The organism is Ideonella livida, from assembly GCF_010499455.1.
GTDB classification, from domain to species: domain Bacteria; phylum Pseudomonadota; class Gammaproteobacteria; order Burkholderiales; family Burkholderiaceae_C; genus Ideonella; species Ideonella livida.
Window position 1 is genome coordinate 26,285 of record NZ_JAAGOH010000029.1, and the last position, 26,676, is coordinate 52,960.

15 protein-coding genes are annotated in these 26,676 nt (G+C 73.2%); 10 read left to right on the forward strand and 5 right to left on the reverse strand.

Annotated elements, in window-relative coordinates:
* Window positions 1-3: 3 nt before the first annotated feature.
* Window positions 4-4,974 carry a PAS domain S-box protein gene (locus G3A44_RS18455; RefSeq protein ID WP_163459230.1) on the reverse strand — a complete coding sequence of 1,657 codons (4,971 nt, stop codon included), beginning with the start codon at window positions 4,972-4,974 and terminating at the stop codon, window positions 4-6.
* 216 nt (window positions 4,975-5,190) lie between these two features.
* On the opposite strand from G3A44_RS18455, the gene G3A44_RS18460 reads away from it, so the two are divergent.
* Window positions 5,191-5,943, forward strand: coding sequence for a type 1 glutamine amidotransferase (locus G3A44_RS18460; RefSeq protein ID WP_163459231.1), 753 nt, complete (start codon window positions 5,191-5,193; stop codon window positions 5,941-5,943).
* A 242-nt stretch (window positions 5,944-6,185) separates the two neighbouring features.
* On the opposite strand, the gene G3A44_RS18465 is transcribed toward G3A44_RS18460, so the two are convergent.
* Window positions 6,186-6,491: a YkgJ family cysteine cluster protein gene (locus G3A44_RS18465; RefSeq protein ID WP_163459232.1), complete on the reverse strand. Its 306-nt coding sequence runs from the start codon at window positions 6,489-6,491 to the stop codon at window positions 6,186-6,188.
* A 529-nt stretch (window positions 6,492-7,020) separates the two neighbouring features.
* On the opposite strand from G3A44_RS18465, the gene mnmG reads away from it, so the two are divergent.
* From mnmG to G3A44_RS18485, 4 genes are all read left to right on the forward strand, one after another.
* Window positions 7,021-9,081, forward strand: coding sequence for a tRNA uridine-5-carboxymethylaminomethyl(34) synthesis enzyme MnmG (mnmG, locus tag G3A44_RS18470; protein WP_163459233.1), 2,061 nt, complete (start codon window positions 7,021-7,023; stop codon window positions 9,079-9,081).
* A 48-nt stretch (window positions 9,082-9,129) separates the two neighbouring features.
* Window positions 9,130-9,786 carry a 16S rRNA (guanine(527)-N(7))-methyltransferase RsmG gene (gene rsmG / locus G3A44_RS18475; RefSeq protein ID WP_163459234.1) on the forward strand — a complete coding sequence of 219 codons (657 nt, stop codon included), beginning with the start codon at window positions 9,130-9,132 and terminating at the stop codon, window positions 9,784-9,786.
* 21 nt (window positions 9,787-9,807) lie between these two features.
* Window positions 9,808-10,455 (forward strand): LysE family translocator, encoded by a 648-nt coding sequence (locus G3A44_RS18480; protein WP_239061957.1) that lies wholly within the window; start codon window positions 9,808-9,810, stop codon window positions 10,453-10,455.
* Between the two features lie 185 nt (window positions 10,456-10,640).
* Window positions 10,641-11,435, forward strand: a complete 795-nt coding sequence (locus G3A44_RS18485; RefSeq protein ID WP_163459235.1) for a ParA family protein — start codon at window positions 10,641-10,643, stop codon at window positions 11,433-11,435.
* Between the two features lie 35 nt (window positions 11,436-11,470).
* On the opposite strand, the gene argC is transcribed toward G3A44_RS18485, so the two are convergent.
* Window positions 11,471-12,412 (reverse strand): N-acetyl-gamma-glutamyl-phosphate reductase, encoded by a 942-nt coding sequence (gene argC, locus G3A44_RS18490; RefSeq protein WP_163459236.1) that lies wholly within the window; start codon window positions 12,410-12,412, stop codon window positions 11,471-11,473.
* Between the two features lie 152 nt (window positions 12,413-12,564).
* Between argC and G3A44_RS18495 the strand changes: the two genes are divergently transcribed.
* Window positions 12,565-13,143, forward strand: a complete 579-nt coding sequence (locus tag G3A44_RS18495) for an RBBP9/YdeN family alpha/beta hydrolase (protein WP_163459237.1) — start codon at window positions 12,565-12,567, stop codon at window positions 13,141-13,143.
* Window positions 13,144-13,182: 39 nt separating this feature from the next.
* Here G3A44_RS18495 and G3A44_RS18500 read toward each other — a convergent pair whose 3' ends face one another.
* Window positions 13,183-14,328, reverse strand: a complete 1,146-nt coding sequence (locus tag G3A44_RS18500) for a hypothetical protein (RefSeq protein ID WP_163459238.1) — start codon at window positions 14,326-14,328, stop codon at window positions 13,183-13,185.
* A gap of 65 nt (window positions 14,329-14,393) precedes the next feature.
* Window positions 14,394-16,616, reverse strand: a complete 2,223-nt coding sequence (locus tag G3A44_RS18505) for a hypothetical protein (protein ID WP_163459239.1) — start codon at window positions 16,614-16,616, stop codon at window positions 14,394-14,396.
* A 195-nt stretch (window positions 16,617-16,811) separates the two neighbouring features.
* Between G3A44_RS18505 and G3A44_RS18510 the strand changes: the two genes are divergently transcribed.
* From G3A44_RS18510 to G3A44_RS18525, 4 genes are all read left to right on the forward strand, one after another.
* Window positions 16,812-17,567, forward strand: coding sequence for a LuxR C-terminal-related transcriptional regulator (locus G3A44_RS18510; protein ID WP_163459240.1), 756 nt, complete (start codon window positions 16,812-16,814; stop codon window positions 17,565-17,567).
* Window positions 17,568-17,801: 234 nt separating this feature from the next.
* On the forward strand, window positions 17,802-19,271 hold the full coding sequence (locus tag G3A44_RS18515) for a hypothetical protein (RefSeq protein ID WP_163459241.1): 1,470 nt from the start codon (window positions 17,802-17,804) through the stop codon (window positions 19,269-19,271).
* A 142-nt stretch (window positions 19,272-19,413) separates the two neighbouring features.
* Window positions 19,414-21,075 carry a ShlB/FhaC/HecB family hemolysin secretion/activation protein gene (locus tag G3A44_RS18520; protein ID WP_163459242.1) on the forward strand — a complete coding sequence of 554 codons (1,662 nt, stop codon included), beginning with the start codon at window positions 19,414-19,416 and terminating at the stop codon, window positions 21,073-21,075.
* Between the two features lie 64 nt (window positions 21,076-21,139).
* Window positions 21,140-26,676, forward strand: a 5,537-nt coding sequence (locus G3A44_RS18525) for a filamentous hemagglutinin N-terminal domain-containing protein (protein WP_163459243.1), incomplete at its 3' end; no start/stop codon positions are given.

Genomic DNA, 26,676 nt, shown 5'->3' on the forward strand with positions numbered 1-26,676 from the left:
CGCTCAGGCGGCGGGGCCGGACGCGCCCAGCCAGCGGACCAGGCAGCGCTGCAGCGCGCGCGGCTCCACCGGTTTGGGCAGGAAGTCGTCCATGCCCGCCTGCAGGCACTGGCGGCGGTCCTCGTCGAAGGCGTTGGCGGTCATGGCGACGATGGGGATGTGCTGGCCCGGGGCCTCTGCCGCGCGGATCCTGGCGGTGGCATGCAGCCCGTCCATCACCGGCATCTGCATGTCCATCAGGATGAGGTCGAAGCCGCCGGCCAGGGCCATCTCCACGGCCAGCTGGCCGTTCTCGGCCACCTCCACGCTGGGGCCCAGGTCGGCCAGCAGGGCGCGGGCCACCGCCTGGTTGATGGGGTTGTCCTCCACCAGCAGCACCCGCCGGCCGTCCAGGCTGGGCAGCGGGGCCTCGGGGCGGGGCGGCAGGGGCAGGGTGGGGCGCTCCGCACCCAGGCGCACCGGCAGGCACAGGGTGAAGCAGCTGCCCTGGCCGGCTTGGCTGCGCACCCCGATCTCGCCGCCCATGAGCCGGGCCAGACGCTGGCTGATGGCCAGGCCCAGGCCGGTGCCGCCGTAGCGGCGGGTGATGCTGGCGTCGGCCTGATGGAAGGCCTCGAACAGGTGGGCCTGCTGGCGCGCGTCCATGCCGATGCCGCTGTCCTCGACCTCCAGGCACAGGCGCAGCGGCTCGCCGTCTGCCACGCCGGCCCGGTGCACCCGCAGGCTGACCTGGCCGGTGTCGGTGAACTTGACGGCGTTGCCCAGCAGGTTGATGAGGATCTGCTCCAGCCGCAGCGGGTCGGCCACCAGCGCGTCGGGCACGTCCGCCGCCACGCTCAGGTGCAGGCCCAGGCCCTTGGCCTGCGCCCGCTGGCGCAGCATGCCCACCACCCGGCCCAGGCTGGCGCGCAGGGCGAAGGGCTTGGCCTCGATCTGCAGCTTGTGGGCCTCGATCTTGGAGAAATCCAGGATGTCGTTGAGCACCTGCAGCAGGTGCTCGCTGGCCTCGTGGATGCGGCCGAGCTGCTGGGTCTGCGCGGGGCTGAGCGGCTCCTGTCGCAGCAGGTGGGCAAAGCCGAGGATGGCGTTCATGGGCGTGCGGATCTCGTGGCTCATGTTGGCCAGGAAGCTGCTTTTGGCCTGGCTGGCGGCATCGGCCTGCTTCTTGGCCTCCTCCAGGGCCAGTTCGGTGCGTCGGCGCAGCAGGATGCGCCAGAAATCACCGCCGGCCAGCTGCAGCTCGCGTTCGTCCTCGTCGTCGAAGGGGACGTCGTCGCGGCCCAGGCCCAGCAGCAGGCAGGTGCCGCCGTCCTCGCCCGCCACGGCCAAGCGCAGCAGGGCCTGCTGGTCCAGGTCCTGTCCCAGCGGCCAGTCGTTCAGCCGGCGGCTCAAGGGGGGCTTGAGCGCGGCCACCAGCCCGGGGGTGGAGGCCAGCAGGCGCAGCGACTGGCCGGGCAGCACCTCCAGCAGGCAACCCTGCTGGGCCTGGCTGAGGCTGAGCATGGTGGCCAGGCCGTGCTCATGCAATTCGGCCTCGCTCAGGCGCGAGGCCACCTGGCTCAGGCCCAGCATGGCACGCAGGCGCAGGTCCTCGCGGTGCAGTCGCTCGTTGGCGCCGGCCAGTTCCTCGGTGCGCCGTTGCACCAGGGCCTCCAGGTGCTCGCGGTAGTTGGCCAGCTCGATCTCGCTGGCCACCCGGGCCGAGATGTCGATGCCGGTGCCCACCAGCAGCGGACCATGGGTGTGCTCGATGCAGCGCGAGACGAAGAGGTAGGGCAGGCGCCGCCCGTCCTTGGCCAGCAGCATGGCCTCCAACTCAGAGCTGCCGGTCTCAAAGACCTGGCGCATGGCCTGGTCCACCAGGGGCCGGTCGGAGGGTACAAAGAGGGCTTGGGGCCGCATCTGGGCCAGTTCGGCGTTGTCGTAGCCGGTGGCCTGGCACAAGGCGCTGTTCCAGTAGGTGCAGCGGCCCTCGGGGTTGATCACGAAGAACAGGCCGGCCACCGATTCCATGAGCCGGTGGCGGAAGGTTTGTTCTTCGCGTTGCGCGCGGGCCGCGGCCATGAAGTCCAGGGCAAAGCCCAGGTCCTGGGCCAGGCGCTGGAACAGCCGCAGCAGTTCCTCGTCAAAGTGGCCACGCTGGTGACCGCAGACGGTCAGCACATGCGCCACCCGCTGGCCGGCGTGCACCGGCATGCTGGCCAGGGCCCGCAGGCCCTGCGCCTCGAGCATGGTGTGCCAGGGCGCCAGGCGGGCGTCGGCCTGCACGTCGGCGATCACCACCGGCCGGTCCAGGTGCCAGGCGCTGGAAACCGGGCCGCGCGGCCCCTGGCTCAGGTCGATGCGCAGGGCCGCGGTCAGGTCGCGGCGGCCACCGGCATCGGCTCGGGGCAGCAGGGTGCGGCCCTCGGCATCGGGGCTGCCGATCCAGGCCAGGCCCAGCCCCCCCACCTCCACCAGGATGCGGCAGGTTTCCTCGAACAGGGCCTCGGGTTCGCGCTGGCGCACGATGGCCTCATTGACCGCACTGAGCACGGCATAGGCCTGGTTGAGGCGACGCAGGCGGTCGTCACGGGTCTGGCGCTCGGTGACGTCCCGCGCCATGCTCAGCAGGGCCGGGCCTTCGGCCTCCTCGTCGCGGCTCAGGGGGGTCTGCCACAGCTCGAAGGTTTGGCCGCTGCCGGCCGTGAGTTGCACCAGTTGCTGGCGCGGCGGCCCCCCCGGGTCGGGCCGGGTGGGGGAGGGGGCGCCGGAGGCGGGCCAACCCGGCAGCAGCTGCTCCAGTGGCGCTCCGGTGGTGACGCTGCCGACATGGCGCTGGAAGGCGGCGTTGCAGGCCAGAAGTCGCCCTTGATCGTCCTGCAGCCAGATCATGTCAGGGATGGCCTGCAGGATCTCGCGTAACTGGCGCTCGCTGCGGGCCAGCTGCCGCTGGTGGCTGCCCTGCTGGATGGCGGTGGCGGCCATCTGCACGGTGAAGCCGATGTGGTCCAGCTCCTCGCTGCCCGGTTCACTCGGTTTCACGTGGAACACCGCAAACGTGCCCAGCACGCGGTGACCCGGGCCCAGGATGGGTTCGGACCAGCAGCTGCGCAGGCCGGTGCTTTGCACAAAGTCCTGGTAATCCCGCCAATTGGGGTGCTCGGTGGTGTCCACCGCGATGGTGCGCTGCCCCGTGGCGGCGGCTTCTCCGCAGCACCCCACGCCGGGGGCGACGGGCAGGCCGTCGAGCTGTGTGCAGGCCTCAGGCGAGAGGCTGGGGCCGGCCACAAAGCGCAGCTGCCGCGCACGGACGTCGGTCAGCAGCATGGCGCACATGCTGCCCGGGAACAGGGCCTCATGGGCCCGGGCCAGGTCGGCCAGCAGGGTGGGCAGGTCGTCCTCGCCCCGGGCCAGCTGCTCCAGCAGGCGCAGCCGGGTGCGCTCGCGGTGCTGGCTGCGGTGCAGGGCACTGATGTCGGTGAACACCGCCATGCGGCAGGCCACGTCCTCCAGCATCACGTCATGCGAGTGGGTCACCACGTGGAGCAGGCGTCCGTCCTTGCGCAGGTGGGTCCACTCTCCGGCGGACTGGTGCCCCGTCAGGGTGGGCACCAGGCGTTCCAGTGCGGCCCGCTCGCCGGGCACGTACAGGGTGGTGAGGTGCATGGCCCGCGCCTCCTCGGCGCTGTACCCATATTGGTGCACGAAGGCATCGTTGACCCGCCGTATCTGCAGGGTGCTGCGCTCGTAGACCAGCATCGGCGTGGGGTTGCGGGCGAAGAGCTGCCGGTACTCCTGTGCCACGCGTCGCTGTTCGGTCAGGTTGCGACCGATGCCCAGCACGCCGATCACCCGGCCGCGGGCATCGCGCACCGGTGTCTTGATGGTCTGCAGCCACTCCACATGGCCGTCCTGGGCAAAGCGCTGGGCCTCTTCGAACTGCACCGGTGCCTGCGTGTCCAGGACCTTCTGGTCGCGCTCCCGGTAGCGGGCCGCCTCCTCGGGACTCACCAGTTCCTCGTCGGTGCGGCCCAGCACTTCATGCAGGGGGCGGTTCACCAGGGCCTCGAAACGCGGGCTGGCGTACTCGTAGCGACCCTCCAGGTCCTTGAGCCAGACCAGGTCGGGCAGGGCCCTGAGGATGGCCTCCTGCCGCCGGCGCTCGGCCTCCAGGGTTTCGTCCAGCCAGTGGCCGGAGAGGTCACGGGCCAGGTCCGAAGCCTGCAGCAGGCCCAGCGGCCGGTTTTCCTCGTCCAGGATGACCAGGTGGCGGATGCGGCGGGCCAGCATCAGGTCGGCGGCATCCTGCAAGGCCATTGCCGGGGCAATGCCCACCACCGGTTGGCTCATCAGCACCGCCAGGGGGCGTTGCAAGGCCTCGGTGCCCCAACCCGCCAGCCGGGTCACGTCACGGCTGGTGACCAGCCCCACCGCCTGCCCCTGTGGATTGACCACCACCACCGCGGCATGCTCCTGCGCCTGCATGCGCTGCAGGGCATCGGCCAGGTTGGCCTCGGCGGGCAGACACAGGCTCACCGGTGTCATCAGGTGGTCCACCCGCGTGCGGCCGCTCAGGCGGTGCAGGTGGAACAGGGTGCGGAAGTCCGTTTGCGTGGCGGCTGCCACGGCCCGCTGCGCCTCGTCCACCAGCACCAGTTGGTGGGCATCGGCCTGCTGGCAGGCGCGCCAGGCCTGCAGCACCGTCACCGTGTGCGGCAGGCTCAGCAGGGGCTGCACGCAGGCCTGAAGCGGGGTCTGCAGGTCTTCCCGGCGGGTCAGGGCGGCCAGCAGCCGCGACTCATGCACCTGGCCCAGCACCCGGCCCTGGGCATCCAGCACCGCGACGAAGGAGATGCGGCGCAGCGCCATCACCCGCGCCGCATCGGCCAGCCGGTCCTGCGGACTGAGGGCGGCCAAGGGCGGTTGCAGCCAGCGCAGCAAGGGCTGCTGGGCCAGGGGCAGGGCGTCCGCGGCGGTGGGCTGGGAGGACATGGGGCAGGGCGTTGAGGGCGGCGACGGCGCCCTGCCGCCGCGGCAGGGATGCGGGCGTCGCACGGGCGAAAACCTGATCTCCAGTGTCGATACTAGCGCCGCGACGCCCCTGCCAGGCCTGCGGATTACGCCGAAGGCGCAAGAATTTGAAGACCGCCCGGGCAGGGTGGCGACCACGGGTGATCCGCATGGCCTGCCCTTTGCTAGAGGGTTCGCATGAGCCTCCATCAACTCCGCGTGCTGGTGATCCAGCCCGAGACCCAGGACGATGCCGCCAGCCTGGGCCGGCACCTGCGACTGCGCGGCGTGCCCACCGACCTGTGCGAGGTGGAGGCCGGCGCTGAGGTGCCGCTGGATGCCTCGCCCTGGCACGCGGTGGCGGTGCTGGGCGGCACCATGAGCGTCCACGATGACTTGCCCTTTCTGCCTCGTGTGCGGGCCCTGTTGCGTGATGCCGTGGCCCGCGACATCCCGGTACTGGGCCACTGTCTGGGGGGCCAGCTGCTGGCCCAGGCCCTGGGGGGGCGGGTGGTGGACAACCCCAACCCGGAGATCGGCTGGTGGCCGGTCCAGCACAACGGTTCGGCTCTGGCCCGGGACTGGTTGGGCGAGGAGGCACTGATGATGCTGTTCCACTGGCACTTCCAGACCTTTGAGCTGCCCGCGCAGGCCCAGCTGCTGGCCCGCAGCGCGGCCTGTCGCCACCAGGCCTTTGCCTTGGGTCCGCACCTGGGCATGCAGTTCCACGTGGAGGTGGATGCGGCCAAGCTGGCCCGCTGGTGCCAGGAGGCTCCACCCTCCGGCAGCCCCCTGGCCGCCCTGCCCAGTGTGCAAACGCCAGAGCGCATGCGCGCCGACACCTGGGTCCACCTGGACGCCTGCCAGCGCTTGGCCACCCGGCTGTATGACCGGTGGCTGGCCCTGGCGCGGGCCCGTCTGGTGCTGGGCCGCCTGACCGCCAGGACCTGAGCCGGGGGGTGGCGCCGCCGCAGGGCACCAAGCCGCGCCGCCTCTTTTCCCGGTGAACCCCTGGCGGAGGCGGGAGGCGATGCCATGGCCCTTGCGGCGCCCGGCCAGGGCGAGCGCCGGCAGCAGCCCGGCGATGAGGTCCGGCTGGACGCTGCGCGTCTTGCACGCCGAGCGCTACGGGCCTCAGGGCGCGCGCGACGGGGTGACGCGCAGCCCTTTGCGGCTGGCGCCGCCGCCTGACCTCAAGGCGTGGCGCCGGTCTTCTGCGGCTGGGGCGGGCAGGTGGTTGCCGCGGCCGGGCGTGTGGCCTCCTCCAACGCGGTGAGCCACAGCAAGGCCTGGTGCCGGTTGTCCTGGCACATCTCCTGGCTGGGTTGCAGCTGGCCGCACACCGCCGGCCGGGTGGGCTGGCCGAACAGGCGGCAGCGCCAGGTCTCGTCCAGGTGAGGGCAAGCTACCCCGGCGGGCTTGCCGTGGGGCAGACCGGGCAGGGGGCTGGAGATGGAGGGGGCGATGCAGCACGCAGCGCATCCGGGTCGGCAGTTCACCCGCGGATTGTTTCACGTGGAACGGGGCGTGATGTCGCGGGCCTCGACGCGCAGAGTGCGCCGTTTCACGTGAAACCATCGCCCACCCGGCAGCGTGCTTCGGTGCGCTTGCAGGTCCCGTCGCCATCCGCCGCACGCCGCCGCCCTCCGCCGCCGCCCTCCGCCGCCGCCCTCCGCCGCCGGCCACCAAGACCCCGCCCCCTTGTGGGGGACCGTCCGGCCCGCTGGGCGCGCAGGAGGTGGCCCGTAAAATCAGGGACAAAAGACGGGGGTGGCGGCAAAGCGCCGTGCCGGCTTTCTGCGGGGATCGGGGCCTGTCTTGTGCGTGGCTGGCCGCGGCCGCAGGGCCAGTGTCCTGCCCTGTGTCCGGTCGATGGTTTCCGCGTCCAGGTGGCGGTCTCGCCGTATCCCGCCGGCCTGTATCCCCGCCTGAGGGCCGCCGCCCTAGCCGCCCGGTCCCACCGCCGCAGGGCGCACCGGCCTCACCTGTCCCACCTGTTTCGACTTCCGTCCCAGAAAGCTTCTTGCCATGTTGTATCCCCAGGAGTTCGACGTCATCGTCGTCGGTGGCGGCCACGCCGGCACCGAGGCGGCACTGGCGTCCGCCCGCATGGGCTGCGCCACGCTGCTGCTCACCCACAACATCGAGACGCTGGGGCAGATGAGCTGCAACCCGTCCATCGGTGGCATCGGCAAGGGCCACCTGGTCAAGGAAGTGGATGCCCTGGGCGGCGCCATGGGCCTGGCCACCGACGAGGGGGGCATCCAGTTCCGCATCCTCAACGGCTCCAAGGGGCCGGCGGTGCGTGCCACCCGGGCACAGGCCGACCGCATCCTCTACAAGGCGGCCATTCGCCGGCGCCTGGAGAACCAGGCGAACCTCTGGCTGTTCCAGCAGGCGGTGGAAGACCTGATGGTCGAGGGGGACCGGGTGGTGGGCGCGGTGACGCAGGTGGGCATCGCCTTCCGCGCCCGCACAGTGGTGCTCACGGCCGGCACCTTCCTGGACGGCAAGATCCACGTGGGCCTGCAGAACCACCCGGGTGGGCGGGCGGGGGATGCACCGGCGGTGCGCCTGTCCGCCCGCCTGAAAGAGCTGCAGTTGCCCCAGGGCCGGCTCAAGACCGGCACCCCGCCGCGCATCGACGGACGCAGCATCGACTTCAGCCGCTTGACCGAGCAACCGGGTGATGGGGTGGACCGTGTGGGCCGCTATGGCGAGTCGGCGCCCACCGGGCCGGAAGTGCCCGTGTTCAGCTTCCTGGGCGATGCGGCCATGCACCCGCGTCAGTTGCCGTGCTGGATCACCCACACCAACGAGCGGACCCACGAGATCATCCGCTCCGGCTTTGACCGCAGCCCGATGTTCACCGGTGTCATCGAGGGCGTGGGCCCGCGCTACTGCCCCAGCATCGAGGACAAGATCAACCGCTTTGCGGACAAGGACTCGCACCAGATCTTCCTGGAGCCCGAGGGGCTGACCACGCACGAGTTCTACCCCAACGGCATCTCCACCAGCTTGCCGTTTGACATCCAGTTGGCGGCGGTGCGCTCCATGCCCGGACTGGAGAACGCTTTCATCCTGCGGCCGGGCTACGCCATCGAGTACGACTACTTTGACCCGCGTGCGCTCAAGGGCAGCTTTGAGACCCGGCAGATCCAGGGCCTGTTCTTTGCCGGTCAGATCAACGGCACCACCGGTTACGAGGAGGCCGCGGCACAAGGCCTGTACGCCGGCGCCAATGCCGCCCTGCAGGCCCAGGGCCGGGAGCCGCTGGGCCTGCGCCGCGACCAGGCCTACCTGGGTGTGCTGGTGGACGACCTGATCACCAAGGGGGTGACCGAGCCCTACCGCATGTTCACCAGCCGCGCCGAGTACCGCCTGCAGCTGCGCGAGGACAACGCCGACGCCCGACTGACCGAGCTTGGCCGTGGCCTGGGCTTGGTGGATGACACGCGCTGGGCGGCCTTCGAGCGCAAGCGCGAGGCCGTGGCCCGTGAGACGGAGCGCCTCAAGAGCACCTGGGTGCATCCGGCCATCCTGCCGGCCGACGCGGGCGAGCGGCTGCTGGGCAAGGCCATCGAGCGTGAGTACAGCCTGGCCGACCTGTTGCGGCGCCCCGGGGTGGACTACGACAAGGTGGCGGAGATTGCCGCGCTGGCGCGGCCCGAGGCCGGTGTTTCACGTGAAACCCGTCACACTGAACTGGGCGCCACGCTGGCCGAGGCCGTGCTCGAACAGGTGGAGATTGCCATCAAGTACGCTGGCTACATCGACAAGCAGGTGGAGGAGGTGGAGCGTGCCCAGGCCTACGACCACCTGCGGCTGCCGGCCGAGCTGGACTACGCCCAGGTCACGGCGCTGAGCCATGAAGTGCGGCAGAAGCTGGCCCGGCAACGGCCGGAGACCCTGGGGCAGGCCTCGCGCATTTCCGGTGTGACGCCGGCGGCCATTTCGCTGCTGCTGGTGCACCTCAAGAAGAAGCGCTTCAAGGGCTTTGGCGGGCGCGAGGAGGGCGGGGTCGCCGACACGACCGTCGACACGACCGCCGCAGCGGCCGACGGCGCGGGGGTGGCCTCGGCCACCTGAGGCCGCGGCCGCTGGCGACGCAGGGCGGGCAGGGGAGACAATCGCCCCATGCCTTCTGCCTCCCAAGACCTCAAGCCCCTCCTGACCCAGGGCCTGTCCGCCCTGGCGCTGGACCTGGACGCGGCCACCGTCGACGGCCTGCTGGCCTACCTGGACCTGATCGGCCGCTGGAACAAGGTCTACAACCTCACCGCCATCCGCGACCCACGGGAGATGCTGCACCAGCACCTGCTGGATTGCCTGGCCGTGGTGCCGCCGCTGCGCACCGCCCTGGCCGGCCTGCCGGCGCCCCGTGTGCTGGACGTGGGCAGCGGCGCCGGCCTGCCCGGTGTGGTGCTGGCCCTGTGCAACCCCGGCTGGACCGTGCACTGCGTGGACACCGTGGCCAAGAAGGCCACCTTCATCCGCCAGGTGGCGGCCGAGCTGGGCCTGACCGGCCGCCTGGTGGGCGTGCATGCCCGGGTGGAGGCCATGGACAGCACGCACGACCTGGTCACCTCGCGGGCCTTTGCCTCGCTGGCCGACTTCACCCACCTCACCCGGGCACGGTTGGCCCCGGGGGCGCGCTGGGCCGCCATGAAGGCCCGCCTGAGCGAGGCCGAGCGCGCCGAGCTGCCCGCTGACGTGCGCCTGCTGCAGGTGGAGCCGCTGCGCGTGCCGGGGCTGGACGCCGAGCGCTGCCTGGTCTGGCTGCAACCGGCCTGAGCCCGCCTGCGCGTGCCGACCATGTTCACCGCCCTGCTCCAAGGCCCCTTCATGGGCGTGGCCGACTACCCGGCCTTCTGTGCGGCCGTGCTGATCTTCCTGGCCTTGCCCGGGCCGGGCACCTTCGCGCTGCTCACCTCCACCGCCAAGGGCGGCTTGCGCGCCGGGGCGGCCGCCACGGCCGGCATCATCCTGGGCGACCAACTGCTGCTGTGGCTGGCGGTGGCTGGGGTGGCCGCGCTGCTGGCGGCCTGGCCGCTGGTCTTCGAGGCGGTGCGCTGGGCCGGGGCGGGCTACCTGGCCTGGATCGGCTGGCAGCTGCTGCGCCCGCGTGCACCGGGCCAGGCCCCGGCCTCGCCGGTGCGCATCGAGCCGCGCCACTACCTGCGTCAGACCCTGCTCATCACCTTGCTCAATCCCAAGGCCATCGTGTTCTACATGGCCTTCTTTCCGCTCTTCATCAGCCCGGCGCACCACCAGGGCCTGCGCACCTTTGCGCTCATGGCCGTGACCATTGCCGCGATCACCGCGGCCTACTGCCTGCTGCTGTGCGCCTTTGCTGGGGTGGTGGCCGCGCAGGTGCGGGCCCATCACCGCCTGGCCCGCCTGCTGGAGCGGGCCGCCGGCCTGTGCCTCATCGGCTTCGGCTTGCGCCTGCTGCGGCCCTGAGCCCGCGCCGCGGGTCGGGGTGGTTTTGCCCCTCAACTTGTCGTGAATGCACCACCGCGGGCGACCGCCGGCCCGGCCATCGGCATGCGCCTGGCCGCCAGAGGGATCAGGCAGGCGACAATCGGCTCCCGCCGCCTCACCGTCCGGGTGGACGGTCTGGCCCCGAAACTGCTTTGCTTGTGCCCATGTCCCGCATCTTCTGCGTCGCCAACCAGAAAGGTGGAGTCGGCAAGACCACCACCACGGTCAACCTGGCCGCCGGCCTGGCCCAGATCGGCCAGCGTGTGCTGCTGGTGGACCTGGACCCGCAGGGCAATGCCACCATGGGCTCGGGGGTGGACAAACGCACCCTGGTCCACAGCGTCTACGAGGTGCTGCTGGAGACCACCGGGGTGGCCGAGGCCCGGGTGCGCTCCGAGCGCGGCACCTACGACGTGCTGGGTGCCAACCGCGAGCTCTCCGGCGCCGAGGTGGAGCTGGTGGCCCTGGAGCGGCGCAACCAGCGCCTGGCCCAGGCCCTGCAGACCGTGGACGCCGACTACGACTTCGTGCTGGTCGACTGCCCACCCTCACTGAGCCTGCTCACCCTCAACGGCCTGTGCGCCGCCCACGGGGTCATCGTGCCCATGCAGTGCGAGTACTTTGCGCTGGAGGGCCTGACCGACCTGGTCAACACCATCAAGCAGGTGCACGCCAACCTCAACCGCAAGCTGCAGCTCATCGGCCTGCTGCGGGTGATGTACGACCCGCGCATCACCCTGCAGAACCAGGTCAGCGAGCAGCTCAAGGCGCACTTTGCCGAGAAGGTGTTTGACACCGTGATCCCGCGCAATGTGCGCCTGGCCGAGGCGCCCAGCTATGGGCTGCCGGGGGTGGTGTTCGACCCGTCCTCACGTGGCGCCCAGGCCTATGTGGAGTTTGCCCGCGAGATGGTGTCACGGGTGGGGCGGCCCCAGCCGGCCTCGGCTGCGGCCGGCTGAGCCCGGGGGGCAGCCCGGTGCCGGGCCGCGCGGGCTTACAGGCCCAGGCCTTCGTCCACGCCCAGGTGGACGTTCATCGACTGCACGGCGGCGCCGCTGGCGCCCTTGCCCAGGTTGTCCAGGCGGGCCACCACGATGGCCTGCTCGGCGTTGGCGAAGACGAACAGGTCCACCCGGTTGGTGTCGTTGCAGCCCTGCACGTCCAGGAAACCGGCCGAGAGGTTCTCCGGTTCGCCCAGGGGCATCACGCGGATGAAGCGCTCGCCGGCATAGCGCTCGGCCAGCGCGGCATGCAGCTGCACCCCGGTGGTGCCCGCGGCCAGTTGCGAGAAGTGCAGCGGCACACTCACCGCCAGGCCTTTGTGGAAGGCCGCCACGATGGGCATGAAGGTCGGCGTGCGCTGCAGGCCGGTGTGGGCCATCATCTCCGGCAGGTGCTTGTGGGCCAGGCCCAGGGCGTAGGGGCGGGGGGAGGCCAGGGCCGGGTCGCCGCCGGCCTCGTACTGGGCGATCATGGACTTGCCGCCACCGGAGTAACCGGTGATGGAGGTGGCCGACACCGGCAGGCCGGCGGGCACCAGGCCGGCGTCCACCAGCGGCCGCAGGGCCAGGATGAAGGCGCTGGCGTGGCAGCCTGGGTTGGCGATACGCTTGGCAGCGCGGATGGCCGCGCGCTGGCCGGCGCACAGCTCGGGCAGGCCAAAGGCCCAGCCCGGGGCGGTGCGGTGGGCGGTGGAGGCGTCGATCAGGCAGGTGTTGGGGTTGTCCACCAGCGAGGCGGCTTCCTTGGAGGCGGCGTCGGGCAGGCACAGGAAGGCCACGTCGGCGGCGTTCAACAGGCGGGCGCGCTCGGCGCTGTCCTTGCGCTTGTCGGCGTCGATGCGCAGCACCTCGATGTCGGTGCGCTGGGCCAGGTAGTCATGGATGCGCAGGCCGGTGGTGCCTTCCTGGCCGTCGACGAACACTTTGAAAGTCATGAGGATCCTCGTTCTTGGAATGCGGTGGACCGGCGCGGCTGGGTCAGAATTCCCGGCAAACCGGGGAGGCGCCGCCGCAGGCCGGCGCGGACACGCGCGAGCATAAGCCAAGCCCCCCATCCGCCCCAGTGCCTCCACCGATGGCCTTCGACATGACGACCCCCGACGCTTCCACCCCCCGTATCCTGCTGCTGCCCGGCTGGCAGAACTCCGGCCCCGCCCATTGGCAGAGCCGCTGGGAGGCCCTGCACGGCGACGAGCGCGTGCTGCAGGACGACTGGATGTGGCCGCGGCGTGGCGACTGGATGGCCCGGCTGGACGAGGTCCTGCTGCAGGACCGCCGGCCGGTGGCCCTGGTGGCCCACAGCCTGGGCTGCCAGCTGGTGGCGGCCTGGGCTGCGCATTCGCGCCACACCGCACGGGTGCAGGCCGCGCTGCTGGTGGCGCCGCCCGACACCGAGCATGCCGAAACCCCGCCGCAGTTGCACAACTGGCGGCCCATCGTGCGCCGGCCGCTGCCTTTCCCGGCGGTGGCGGTGACCAGCAGCGACGACCCGTACTGCAGCCCGGCACGCGCGGCGCAGCTGGTGGCCGATTGGGGCGCGGTGCACCTGGAGGCGGGCCCCCTGGGCCACCTCAACGGCGAGTCCGGCCTGGGCGACTGGCCCGAGGGCCGGGCCGTGCTGACGCGGCTGCTGGCCCCGGTGGAAGACGACGACGGACAGGATTGAGCGGCGCTCGGCGCCCCTGGCGCGGAGGACGCCCACCGCTCAGAGGTCGTCCTCGGCGCCGAACAGGGCCCGCTCCAGGGCCCCGACCCGGGCGTTCAGGCGCTCCAGCCGGCTTTCATGACGGATGAACAGCCGCGCGGCCAGCACGGCCACGTCAGCGGCCAGTGCCTGGGCGTCCAAGGCCTCGGACGTCCTGGCCTCCGGCAAGGGCGGCACCACAGGATTCTGTATACCTAATTGGGTATTTGGGGCGACAGGTCCGACCTCGGTGGTGGCCGGGGCCTCCGCCCAGTCGGCAAACAGCGGGGCCGAGCGGTTCAGCCGTGCCGCCAGCCGGGCGTTGGCCGGCGCCACCTCGCGGCGCAGGGCCTCGGCCAGCGCCGGGGCCAACGGCGGGGCCCGGTGGCGCAGCTGGGGGTTGGCGCGGCGCAGCAGGCGCAGCAGCGCGGGCTTGTGGCGAGCCGCCTCGGGCTGGCGGTTGAAGGCCAGCGCCAGGGTGAGTGCGGCCTGGCCCAGCCGGTCCTGCTCCAGGGGAGCCGGTGTGGGGTCGGGTGGCAAGGTTTCGCCCATCAGGGTGCCCAGCACGCGCCGCACCGGGTCGGCGCCGGGGTCGAAGGGGTGCACGCACAGCGCGGCGTCGCCAAAGGCGTCGGCCCAGTCGCCCAGCACGCGGTCATAGTCCAGCAGGTCCAGGCGCTGGTAGGCGGCCAGAAAGTCCGGCAGGTCCAGCCGGGCCAGGGGGCTCACATCGGTCTTGACCAGCTGGTTGTGCCAGGAGGCGATCCAGTGGTCCTGGCGCCGCAGCTGCACCAGCACCCGCACAGTGGCGCCGCTGGCCCGCAGACGCCCGGCCAGCCAGTCCAGGCGCTCGCGCCGGCGCGGTGGGTCCTGCTCGAACAGGTGCCACAGCACCTCCTCACTGACCAGCATGCGTGGCAGGCCGCTGTGGGCCCAGGCCTGCAGCAGGTGCTCCACCGCGGCCTCGGCCTGCGGCCCGCCGGCGTGCAGGCCGTCGGCCAGAAAGCGGTGCTGGGCCTTGAGTGGGTGGCTGGCGGGCACCTCGGGGTAGAGCAGGCCCGCCTGGGCCAGCAGGTCGCGGTGCTGGGCGCACCAGGCCTGCAGGGCGGTGGTGGCGGTCTTGGTCTGGCCGATGTGCAGCCAGAGCTGGGGAACGGTGGCGGTCATGCGCAGGCTTTGCCGGGGGGTACTGGCCAGGGGAGACGAAGGGATCACGCCGCGGCGCCGGCCGCTCAGACCCGGTAGCGCCGGCCTTCGGCCCGGCCGTACTGCAGGTAGTGGCGGCGCGGGTCAACGCCGGCGCGGGCCACGTCGGCATGCAGGGCGAGGTAGACCTGGGGATCGAAGTCCTCGGGCAGGTCCAGACGGGTGACGGTGGCGCCACGGCGTTCGCTGGGGCGGCGCAACCAGGCCAGCAGGCTGCGGCCCTCCGGGCGGTTTTCGCCGTCGTCGCGGGGCGCGGCGTCTGCGCTGCGTGCTGCACGGCTGGCTGTGGCCGAGGCCGGAACGGCGGCCAGCGCGGGTGCCAGCGGCCCCAGCGCCGGACGGGTGCGGCTGGGCAGGGTCGGGGCGTGGGCCAGCATCGCGGCGCGATCGCGGGTCTGCTGGCGCAGCAACTGGGTGCGCGATTCCAGCCGACGGGCCATGTCGGCCCAGAAGGCCGGCTCACCACTGGCGCGCAGGCGCTGGCGCCAGTGCTGGCGCAGGGCCTCGTGGTCCCGGTTGAACTGGGCCAGGCGGTGCAGATAGGCTTGCAGGTGCTGCAGCCGCACGCTGTCGTCGTGGGCGGGTTCGTGCACGCTGTCGCGGCTTTCGTCCAGCAGCAGCACGCGTGGGGCCTCGGGCAGCAGGGCGCTGCCGCCTTCAGGCAGGGGCAGGGGGGCCGGGTAGAGGTAGGGCCGCAGCTGCAGCTGCCCGGTGTGGTGCTGCACATGCAGGCGCTCGCGATCACCCGGACCCAGCGCGGTCCAGCGGGCCTGGCGCAGGCGCGCCAGCCGTGCCGGGTAGTGGGCCATGAAGTCCGGTGTCAGCAGGGCGGATGTTTCGCCTTCGCACAGGTCGTCGAGCACCTGCTGGTAGACCGCCAGGCCGGCCAGATCGCCCAGCGGCCCGTGGGCCAGCAGCCGCTGCTCGAACCAGCGCACGTGGTCGGCGGCGGGCGTCCGGGCATGTGCCAGGTTGAGCAGCATGCCGTGCAGCACCGCCAGGTATTCCTGGGCATGGGAGTGGGCGGGCTCATGCCAGGCCGCCAGGTTGGGGCTGGAGAGCACGGGCACCCCCTGGGCGCCGGCGCGCAGCGACAGCTCCACGTCGTCGCCGCGCAGCAGCAGGGCGGCGGGCAGCCCGATGCGCCGCAGCGTGGCCAGCGACAGGCCGAAGAAGATGAAGGTGGCGTAGTCCACCGGATGCAGGACGCTGAAGTCGTCGAGCGGGCCGAAGTCGTCCAGGCGCAGGCCGTGGCGCAGCAGGTGCGGGCCCAGGCCGCGGTGCCGGGGGTCCTGCAGCGGGCTCTGGCGGCCCCAGTAGGCGCCGTCCTCCCACACGGTGGTGGGGCGGCTCTTCATGAGCACGGGCAGGGTCCAGACCTGTTCTCCCTGGCGCCAGTGCAGGAAGGCGGCGTAGCGCGCCAGGCTCTCCAGCGAGAGCTGCAGGTCGTCGTCCAGCAGCAGCAGCTCCTCGGCCTGGGCGTCGGGCTCGCCGGCCTCGTGCGCGGCCAGGTATCGCTGCAGCAGGTGGCTGGCGTTACCGCCGCCGCCCAGGTTGGGCGCGTGCCACAGGCGCAGGCCCAGGCCGCGGGTGTCCACGCCGTCCCACTGGGCAGGCGCGTCCTCGCTGCTGTCGAGGACCCACAGGTCCAGGCTGCCCAGGGTGGCGGCCAGGGCGGGGTGGCCGGCGGCCTGGTCCTGCCACTGGCGCAGCAGGTCTTGCACCGCGGCGCTGCGGCCATGGGTGCGCAGCAGGGTCGCCAGGCGGATGCTGCGCCGTGGCGGGGTGGCGGTGCACCACCAGGCGTCCTGCAGGCCGGCGCAGGGGCCCAGGGCCTCCACATGCCAGAACAGGCGGGACGCGGCCGGCAAGGTGTCGGGCGGGGGCAGGGGCCAGCAGCACCAGCCGGGGCCGTCCTGCTCCACCGTGGTCTCCACCAGGGTCTGCGCCGGGGCCCCCGGGGTGGCCAGCATGATGCGCACCCGCAGCGCGCCCTGCACCTGCAGGGCCAGCCACAGGGACTGCAGGCCGGCATGCAGGCGCCAGGGGGCCAGGTACAGGCTGTTGCGGAAGGTGCCGCTGCCCAGCCACTGGCCGGGTGCCAGCGGCGGCAGGGGCGCCGGGGCGGGGGGCAGCGCCACGTTGCTGGCCAGGTAGAGGTGGGCGGCGCCCAGGTGGCTGCGGTCCAGACCTTGCAGGCGGTGCAGGGGCGGGTGTTCCGCGGTGGCGGGCAGGCGGGAGAGCGTCATGGCGGCCGGCGGGGGGCGGTGGGGCAGGGCAGGGCAGGGCAGTGCGGGGCCCGGCGGGCCCGGCGCAGCGGGCCGGAGCGGGCGACCGGGCCGCATGGTGTCGCTGCCGTGTGACCGGGCTGCGACAGGCTGGGGCCGGCCGGCCCCGCCAGGGGTCACGCCGCCGTCACAGGCGGCCACCAAGATGCCGCCCCCATGACCGACCCCCACGACCCCGGCATCCTGGACCATCCGGCCTGGCGCTGCCTGCAGGCCGCCGGGGCGGTGGCCAACCGCCAGCAGTTCTTCCTGTGGACGCGCCTGCACCTGCACCATCTGGTGCCGCATGAACTGCTGGTGGTGCAGGGCCTGCCCGGGGGCGGCCAGGCGCGGTGGCAGGAGCTGCTGCACAGCGTGGCCCTGCCGCCGGCGCTGCTGCAGGCCCTGGCCGATGCCCACCACCCGCTGTGGCAGGTGCTGGCCCAGGCGACGGCCGGCACCGCCGGTCCGCAGGGCCTGGTGCCGGAGGTGCTGGCCGTGCCGGAGGTGCCGCAGGGCGAGGTCCTGGCCCGGGGCCTGCGCCAGGCGGGCCTGTCGCAGCTGCTGCTGCTGGGGGTGGACCCGCTGGCCCAGGGCCGGCCGCAGGGTTGGCTGCTGCTGGGCTGCGGCGCGCAGGCCGATGCGGCGGCGGCCTGCCGCCACCTGGCCTGGGTCTGGCCCTGGGTGTGGTGTGCGGCGGCGGCGGTGGCCGTCGGGGCCCGTCAGACCGCGGGCGCCGGTGTGCTCACGGCCCGCGAGCTGGGCATCCTGCGCGAGGTGCGCCAGGGCCTGAGCAATGCCGAGATCGGCGTGCAGCTGGGCCTGAGCGCCCTGACCGTCAAGAACACCCTGGCGCGCATCCTGCGCAAGCTGGCGGTGCACAACCGCGCCCAGGCCGTGGCCGAGGCCATGGCCCGCCGCTACCTGGACTGAGCGGCCCCGGAGGTCGTGCCGGCCGCGCGGCGCCACCCCTGCCCCGCCCCTGCACTGTGACAGGGGCGGGCGGCGCACGGGTCCGTTCGGCCCTGGTGCCCACCCGCGGTGCCCCAACACCCTGTCACGTGCGCTGGCCACAGTGCGGGTCTTCCGTGAAGAAGTTCACCGCGGATGTGAAGCGAGGTGAACGCTGCGCGGGTTCCGGCCCTACCCACCGTGGAGAAACTGTCCATGCAAGTCCGTCTGATCGCCCTCGCCGCGCTGGCCTCCTGCGGCGCCTCCCATGCCCTGACCCCTGCCCAGATCGACGCCGCGCGCGCCGCTGGCACCCTCAAGGAGGTGTATGTGGCCGGTGCCTCGGCCCAGCGCCTGTTCGTCGGCGCCTGGTTCCAGGAGCAGTGCAAGCCCACCACCTTCGACGTGTTCTTCAACGGCACTGGCGCTGCCCCGAGCGGCTCCAACCACCGCGCCTACTCCTGCGAGCTGAACAAGAAGGTCGGCAACTGGGCCGCCGGCACCAAGGTGCTGTTCGTCAAGCGTGACCAGGGCGGCTCCACCCAGGGGGTGGTGCCCGTGGCCTCCGGCGCAGCGCAGGACTTCATGGCCGTGGACGGCACTTGCACCGCCACCGGCAAGCCCAGCCCGGCCACCGACATCCTCAACGCCGGCTTTGCCTGCAACAACGTCTTCTCGCGCCTGGCCGATGCCGGCGTCTCCGACGTGGAGCCGGCCCTGCTGAACAAGCCGGTCAACCTGCTGGCCCCGGCCGTGGCCGTGGCCACCACCAGCCTGGATGTGGGCACCATCAACCAGACCGTGATGGCCGTGGCCGTCAACAAGAAGGCCTACCGTGCCCTGCAGGAGGCCCAGGGCCTGATCGGTGCCGGCGCCGCGCTGGACGACGATCCTGCCAAGCAGCCCAGCCTGCCGCGTACCTTCGTGTCCGCCGCCTTCTCCGGCAAGCTCAGCGGCGGCACCGCCGACCGCCGCGGCTGGAACGTGGTGATCCCCGCCAGCGTGGATGCCGACGTCGAGAACAAGCAGGTAAACGTCTGCCGCCGCAACGTTGGCTCTGGCACCCAGGCGTCCTTCAACGCCGAATTCCTGAACAACGACTGCTCCAACGTGGCCGGCAACAAGCTGGCCGTGCTGGGCCAGACCACTGGCACTACCAATTCCACCGTGGTGGCCCCCACCACCACCGCCGCCGCCCTGGGCACGCAGTGGTGGAACCTGGGCTCGGGCTCGGGCAATGTGGAGACCTGCCTGGGCAGCACCGTGGAGAACGCCGCCGGCACCGCCTACGCCATCGGCGTGCTCAGCCGTGAGAACACCCCGACCCCGACCGGCACTACCACCGACAAGGGCTACCGCTTCGTCAAGCTCGACGGCATCGCCCCGACCCGCGACAACGCCAAGGTGGGCGCCTACGGCTTTGTCTACGCCGCCACCATGCAGTGGAACAAGACCACACTGACCGATACCGCCGTCAAGAGCTTCCTGAGCCAGATGCGCAGCAACGCCGGCCGCGCCGCTTCGCTCAGCATCGCCGACGTGGACACCCAGGAAGGTGTGCTGGCCCCGCCGACCACCTACAGCGGCCCCTACGCCGCCCTGACCGACGCCGTCACGCTGAAGTTCGCCTCGCGCGTGGCCCGCAACACCTCGGCCAGCTGCAGCCCGCTGGCCATCGTCAAGTAAGCCCGAATTGCCGGTCCGTCCGGACCGGCCCCTCACCGCCGACCCGCCTGCGGGCCGGCGGCATCGGCGCGAGTGTCGCGAGCCGAACGCCGATCGCCTTTGCGGCCCCCCACGGGGCCGCCTTTTTGTGTCTGTCCTGACGATGTCCACGCGTCCTCACGTGCTGCTGCCCCTGTGTCTGGCCCTGGCGCTGGGTGGCTTGTCCGCCGTTGCCGTCCGCGCCCAGCCGGCTTCACCGGCGGCCGGCGAGTCGGCCTTCGACATCGCCATGTTCCAGATCGAGGGCAACACCGTGCTGCCCGCCACCGTGCTGGAAGCGGCGGTGGCGCCCTTTCTGGGCCCCGGCCGCGGCATGGCCGGGGTGGAAGGGGCACGCCAGGCCCTGGAGGCCCTCTACCAGCAGCGCGGCTACCTCACCGTGCTGGTCGACATCCCGGAGCAGCGGGTGCAGGGGGGGGTGGTGCGCCTGAGCGTGATCGAGGGCCGCGTGGGCGGCCGCCATGTGCTGGGTGCGCGCTGGCACGACCCCGCCCGCCTGCGCGAGGCCGTGCCCGCCGTGGCCCCCGGCCAGGTGCCCGACTTCCACCGCCTGCAGGCCGAGCTGGCCCCCCTCAACCAGGGCGAGGCCCTGCGGGTGCAGCCGGTGGTCAAGCCCGGCCTGCGGCCGGGCACGGTGGAGGTGGAGCTGCAAGTGCGCGACCAAGCCCCCGTCTCCGCCAGCCTGGAGCTGAACAACCAGCATGCTGCCGGCACGGCCGCCCTGCGCCTGTCGGCCAGTGCCCGGCATGACCACCTCTTCCAGCGTGGCCACAGCCTGCAGCTGACCCTGCAGACCGCGCCCGCCGCCCCGCAGCAAAGCCGCGCCCTGGTGCTGGCCTACGCCGTGCCGGGGCAGGCACCTGGCAGCGCCTGGACCTACCAGCTCTCGGCCTCCGACAGCGACGTCGCCAGCCTGGGTGGCGTGCAGGTGCTGGGCCGGGGCCTGACGGTCGGCCTGCGCCACCAGCAACTGCTGCCACGCACCGAGGGCGCCAGCGTGCTCACCCTGGGCGTGGACCTGCGCCGCCTGGAGGAGACCGTGGCCTTTGGTGCGCAGGCCGACCGCTTTCCGCTGCGCTACGTGCCCTGGCAGGCCAGCCTGGCCGACGGCCTGGCCCTGGGGGCCTGGCAGTGGCAAGGCAGCGCCACCCTGGGGGCGGCCTGGCGCGTCCTGGGCCGCCGCGAGGTGAGTTGCCCGCTGTCCGACGGCAGCGTGGGCACGGTCGACCAGTTCGCCTGCAAGCGCAACGGCGGTGACGGCAGCTTTGCCACCCTGCGCACCGACCACCGTCTGCAGCGTGCCGCCCCCGGCGGCCAGTGGGCGCTGCGGCTGGCGGGCCAGTGGGCCTCTGGCCCGCTGGTGAGCGCCGAGCAGGCCAGCCTGGGCGGCGCCGACAGCGTGCGCGGCTACCACGAGGGCGAGGCCAGTGGCGACCACAGCCGCCTGCTCAGCCTGGAGTGGCGGGGCCGCAACCGCTGGCCCGCTGCGCCCGCGCCCGCCAGTGAGGCCCCCGCGCCCGCCAGCCGCCAGGAACTGGTGCCCCTGTTCTTTGCCGACGTGGCCCAGGTCCGTACCGAGTCGCCGGCCCCGGGCCAGGCCGGTCGCCAGTCCCTGTGGGGGGTGGGGGCCGGCGTGCGCGCCGCGGCCCAGGCCGTCGGACTGCAGTGGGAGGCCGGCCTGGACCTGGCCCGCGCCGGTCGGGCCAGTGCCGCCACCGCCGTCGGGGACTGGCGCCTGCACGCCCGCCTGCAGGCCCGGTTCTGAACCCCTCACGCCGAGCCTGCACCTCTCCGCCGCCGAACCCCCTCAGCCCCAGATCGACGCCCGCATGAGCCCCCGCCGCCCCGCCTCCCGTCCCGTTTCGCGCCGTCCGGCCCTGCGCCGCCCCTCGCGCCTGCGGCCCCTGGCCGCGGCCCTGGCGGCGGCCCTGCCGCTGGTCAAGGCCGGTGGGGTCCAGGCGGCTCCGGCCGCGGCGGCGGTGCCGGTGCCCGCGGTGAGCTGGCGGACCAGCGGCGCCGGCGTGGCCGCCCCGGTCAACACCGTCAACGCCCGTGGTGGCGTGGACCAGGTCATCGGGCAGACCAGCCCACGTGCCATCTACCAATGGCAGAGCTTTGACATTGGCGCCAGCTCCAGCGTCACCTTCGACATGGCGCTGCCGGGCTCGGCCGCGCTCAACCGCGTGGTGGGCGGGGTCTCGCCCAGCCAGATCTTCGGCCAGCTCAAGGCCACCCGGGGCGGCGAGATCTACCTGATCAACGCCAACGGCATCCTCTTTGGCCAAGGGGCCGTGGTCAACACCGGCTCGCTGGTGGCTTCCACCCTGAACCTGTCGGACCTGGAATTCCACAGCGGGCTGACCCACCACCTGCTCTACGACCCCACCCAGCCGGCCTTCCGCCACGAGGGCGACGCCGCCAGCTTTGTCGACAGCCGCAGCTTTGTGCGGGTGGAGTCCGGGGCCCAGATCACCACCGACCCGGGCGGCCGCGTCTTCCTCTTTGCCAAGCGGGTGGAGAACGCCGGCCACATCGAGACCCCCGGCGGGCAGACTGTGCTGGCCGGGGGCGGCAGCGTCTACCTGGCCAACCCGGCCGGGCAGGCGCTCTACGCCTCGGAGCACAACCCCGCCGTGCCGGCCCTGCGCGGCCTGCTGGTGGAGGTGGGGGCCGGCCCCGGGGGCGCCAGCGGCAGCGTGGCCAACCTGGCGGGCGGCCAGATCCACACCCCGCGCGGCAACACCACCCTGGTGGGCATGGCGGTCAACCAGAACGGCCTGATCCGCGCCACCACCAGCGTCACCGAGAACGGCAGCATCTTCCTGCGTGCGCAGGGCCAGGCCTTTGAGGGCGCCGCCGGCGGCGGCAGCCAGGTGCGGGCCGCCGAGACCGGCACCCTCACCCTGGGCGCCTGCAGCCTGACCACCATCACCCCCGACACCGGCCTCAAGGCCGACGGCAGCGTGCCCACCAGCGACGGCAACGCCACCTTTGTCACCTCGCGCCTCGACCTGACCGGCCGCAGTGTGGTGCTCGAAGGCGGTGCCTCAGGCGGCGCCCAGGTGGTGGCCCCCGGGGCGGTGGTCAACGTGCGGGCCAGCCGCAGTCCCGGCTACGAGGCCGCCGCCAGCGCCACCCATGCCGGCGGTGCCGACGAGGCCCGCGTGGTCCTGGGCCCAGGCGCCACGATTGACGTCTCCGGCACCACCGACACCACCGTCAGCGTCAGCCGCTACTTTGTGACCACCGAGCTGCTGGGCAGCAACGACCTCAAGGACGCCCCGCTGCAGAAGGACGGCCTGCTCTCGCGCAGCCGCGCCACGCTGGATGTGCGCGACGACTCCCTCATCCTGGGCAGCCTGGAGAGCTACCGCGCCGGCCTGCAGCAGACCGTGGGCGAGCGCCTGAGCGCCGGCGGCACCGTGCGCCTGTCGGCCGAGGGGGCGGTGCTGGCCCACGCCGATTCCAGCCTGCGTCTGGACGGTGGCCGGGTCAACGTCACCGGCGCCTATGTGCGCGAGACGCGGCTGATGGCCAGCGACGGCACGCTCTACGACCTCAGCCAGGCCCCCACGAACCTGGTCTACACCCAGGCCCTCAACCTGGCCCGCGGGGGCGAGGCCACCCGCTTTGGCACGGCCGTGCAGTACGGCATCGTCTCCAGCGCCCGGCGCGAGGACGGTTATGTGGAAGGCCGCGCCGCCGGCAGCCTGAGTGTGGTGGCCCCCACCGTGGTGCTGGGCGGTCAGGTGCAGGCCCGCAGCACCGTGGGCGAACGCCAGCGCCAGGGCCTGGACACCGCCGCCAGCGGTGGCCGCCTGAGCGTGGGCGCGGTGCGCCAGGGCACGGCCGACTTCACCGCCACCGGCTACGCCGGCGGCGCCGTGCTCCAGTCCTTCACCCTGGCCGACACCGCGCCGGTGGCCGATGAGGCCCTGTGGACCGACCCCCTGGCCAGCCTGGAGGGCGTGGCCAGCGGCGCCAGCGCCGCGCAGCTCAGCGCCGGCGGCTTCACCTCCTTGGCCGTGGCCACCCTGGGCGACCTGCAGCTGCAGGGCGGCGCCCTCACCCTGGCCGACGGCGCCAGCCTGCGCCTGCTGGCCGAGACCGGCAGCGTCAGCCTGGAGACCTCGCTGCGCAGCCGCGGCGGGCAGGTGGAACTGCTCAGCCGCGAAGGCGGCGTGCGCCTGGCGGCCGGGCAGCAGGTGGACCTGGCCGGGGGCTGGTTCAACCTGCGCACCGGCGGCCCGCAGGACACCACGGCCGCCGCCGGCGGCCGCTTCAGCGCCAGCGGCGGCACCGGCGTGCACCTGGAGACCGGCAGCACCGTGGACGTCTCCGGCGGCGCCGTGCTGGCCGCCGGGGGCACCCTGGCCGGTGCCGGCGCCGGCAGCATCACCCTGCGTCACACCGCCACCGCGGTGGATCCGCAGCACGCCGGCCTGCGGCTGCAGGGCACGCTGCAGGGCCAGGCCCTGGGCACCGGCGGCAGCCTCGGCCTCAGTGCGCCGGTGGTGCAAATCGGCGGCGGCGCGACGGCGTCGGCCGGCACCCTGGCGCTGGGCGCCGACGCCTTCCAGCAGGGCGGCTTTGCCAGCTTCAGCGTCGATGGCCGCCTGGCCCTGGACGTGGCCGCGGGCGCGCAGGTGCAGGTGAGCCGCCAGACGTGGCAGGCCGATCCGCGCGCCGTGCTCGACCTGGCCAGCGGCGGCCGCCTGCACTACGACACCGCCGCCGGCACCCTGAGCGCCGGCGACACCCACCGCGACCTGGGCGTGGCCGGTTTGCCCGTGGGCAGCCTGCCGGCCACCGCCAGCCTCAGCCTGGCCAGCAGCGGCGCGGCCGGGCAGGGCGGACAGCTACGCGTGGGCGCTGGCGCCCAGGTGGCCGTGGCCGACACCGGCAGCCTGCGCCTGTCTGCCCGCCAGCAACTGGCGGTGGACGGCACGCTGCAAGCCCATGCCGGCCGCATCGACCTGACCCTGGCGGCCCAGGCCAACACCGCCGCCGGCGAACAGCCCTGGCTGTGGATCGGCGAGCAGGCGGTGCTGGACGTCTCCGGCGTGGCCCGCACCGTGGTGGGCACCGATGGGCTGCCGCGCGGCAGCATCGCCAGCGGCGGCAGCATCCACGTGAGCACCGCCGGTGACAACGGCCTGGCCAGTGCCCTGGTGGTGGCCAAGGGCGCCGTGCTGGATGCGCGTGGCGCGCAGGGCGACGTGCTGGTCAGCAGCGTGGGCACCGGCGGCCGCAACAGCGAGGTGCGCCCCCTGGCCAGCGCCGGTGGCAGCGTCAGCCTCACCGCCAACGCCGACCTGGTGGTGGAAGGGGACGTGCGCCTGCAAGGCGGCGCCCCCGGCGCCGCCGGCGGCAGCCTGAGCGTGGCCCTGGAATCGGCCAACGACCTGGCCCGCACCGGCGACGCCAGCCTCACCCTGCCGCGCGAGCTGCGCCTGACCGCCGCCCGCACCGACCTCACCCCCGGCACCGCCGCCGGTGACGCCGCCCTGCTGGCCCAGGTGGCCGGCAAGGCCGCCGTCTCTGCCGCCCTGGTGGCGCAGAGCGGGGCCGACCAGCTCAGCCTGAGCGCGCGTGAAACCCTGCGGCTGCTGCCGGGCGCCGACCTGGACCTGGCCGGCACCCTGACGCTGAGCGCCCAGGCCCTGGCCGCGCCCACCCCCGCCGGCGCCGACGCGCCCAGCGCCATCACCCTGCGCGCGGCCCAGATCAGCCTGAACGGCCTGCGGCCGCGCACCGACGACGCCGCTATGGCCCAGCCCGCCGTCAGCGGCGGCGACAGCCAGCTCACCCTGGCCTCGCGGGGCGCCGTGCAGGTGCGCGGCCACTGGGTCACCCAGGGGCTGGCGCAGCTGGACCTGCAGGCCCAGGGCGACCTGATCCTGCAGGGCTTGTCGGGCACCGGCGGCGCGCTCTCCGGCAGCCTGCGCACCGGCGGCGACCTCACCGTCAGCGCCCGCCAGGTCTACCCGGCCAGCGCCACCACCTTCACCCTGGACGCCAGCGGCCACGCCGTCCGCTTCACCCGCCCGGACGGGGCGTCGGCACCGCCTGCCACGCCGCTGAGCGCCGGTGGCCAGCTCGTCGTGCAGGCCGCCCAGATCGAGCAGGCCGGCGTGCTGCGCGCCCCGCAGGGCCAGATCCGCCTGCTGGCCAGCGAGCGCCTGGACTTGCAGGACGGCAGCCTCACCAGCGTCTCCGCCGACGGCCTGACCCTGCCCTACGGCAGCGTCAGCGGCGAGCGCTGGACCGCCCCGGACGGCACGCTGCTCACCCAGCTGCCGGGCAAGCGCATCGAGCTGCAGGCCGGCACCGCGCAGGCCCCGGGCGAGGTGCAGGTGGCCGCTGGCGCCACCGTCGACCTCTCAGGCGGCGGCGACCTGCTGGGCCATGAATTCGTCGCCGGCAAGGGCGGCTCCACCGACGTCTTCGCCGGCACCGACGGCGCCTTTGCCCTGGTGCCCGGCGTGCACAGTGCCGCCGGTTTTGACACCAGCCTGGCCGGCGCCGCCGCCCTGGGCCGGCAGATCCAGATCGGCGCCGGCGGCCCGCTGCCCGCCGGCACCTACACCCTGCTGCCCGCGCGCTACGGCCTGCAGCCCGGCGCCTTCCTGGTGCGCCCGGCCGCCAGCGGCACCGCCCGCTACGACCTGGGCGTGGCCGTGCGCCAGCCTGACGGCGCTTACCTGGTGGGCGCCCGCCTGCTGACCGAGGGCGGCGCCGCCGATCCCCTGAGCAGCACCTGGCAGCTCATCCCCCGTGAGGTGGCCCTGCGCGCCTCCGAGATCCGCAGCACCTCGGCCAACGCCGAGTTCGTGCGCCGCGCCACCCTGGCCGGCAGCGCCGCGGCAGAGCGGCCGCTGGACGCCGGCACCCTGGGCGTGGCCGCCGGCCAGGTCGCCCTGTCGGGCGCGGTGGACTTTGACGCCGCCACCGGCGGCCGTGCCGGCCGGGCCGAGTTCTCGGCCCGCCAGGTGGCCGTGGTGGCCGACGGCGCCGCCCCGGTGGCCGGTGCCCTGACCCTCACCGTGGGCCAGCTCAACGCCCTGGGCGCTGGCGCCGTGGTGCTGGGCGGCACCACCACCGCCCACACCGTGGACGGCGTGGCCGACGGCAGCCGCGACCTGCAGGTCCAGGCCCGCCAGGTCCAAGTCGACACCGGCGGCCAGACCCTGCAGGTCAGCGACCTGACCCTGGTGGCCACCGCCCAGGACGCGCCCGCCGACACGCCCCAGGTCCGCCTAGCCGCGGGCAGCGTCATCGCGGCCGCCGCCGGTGGCACCGAGGCCGCGGGCGACCCCACGCGGCTGCGTGTGCAGGGCGACGGCGCCGCCGTGCGCCTGAGCGC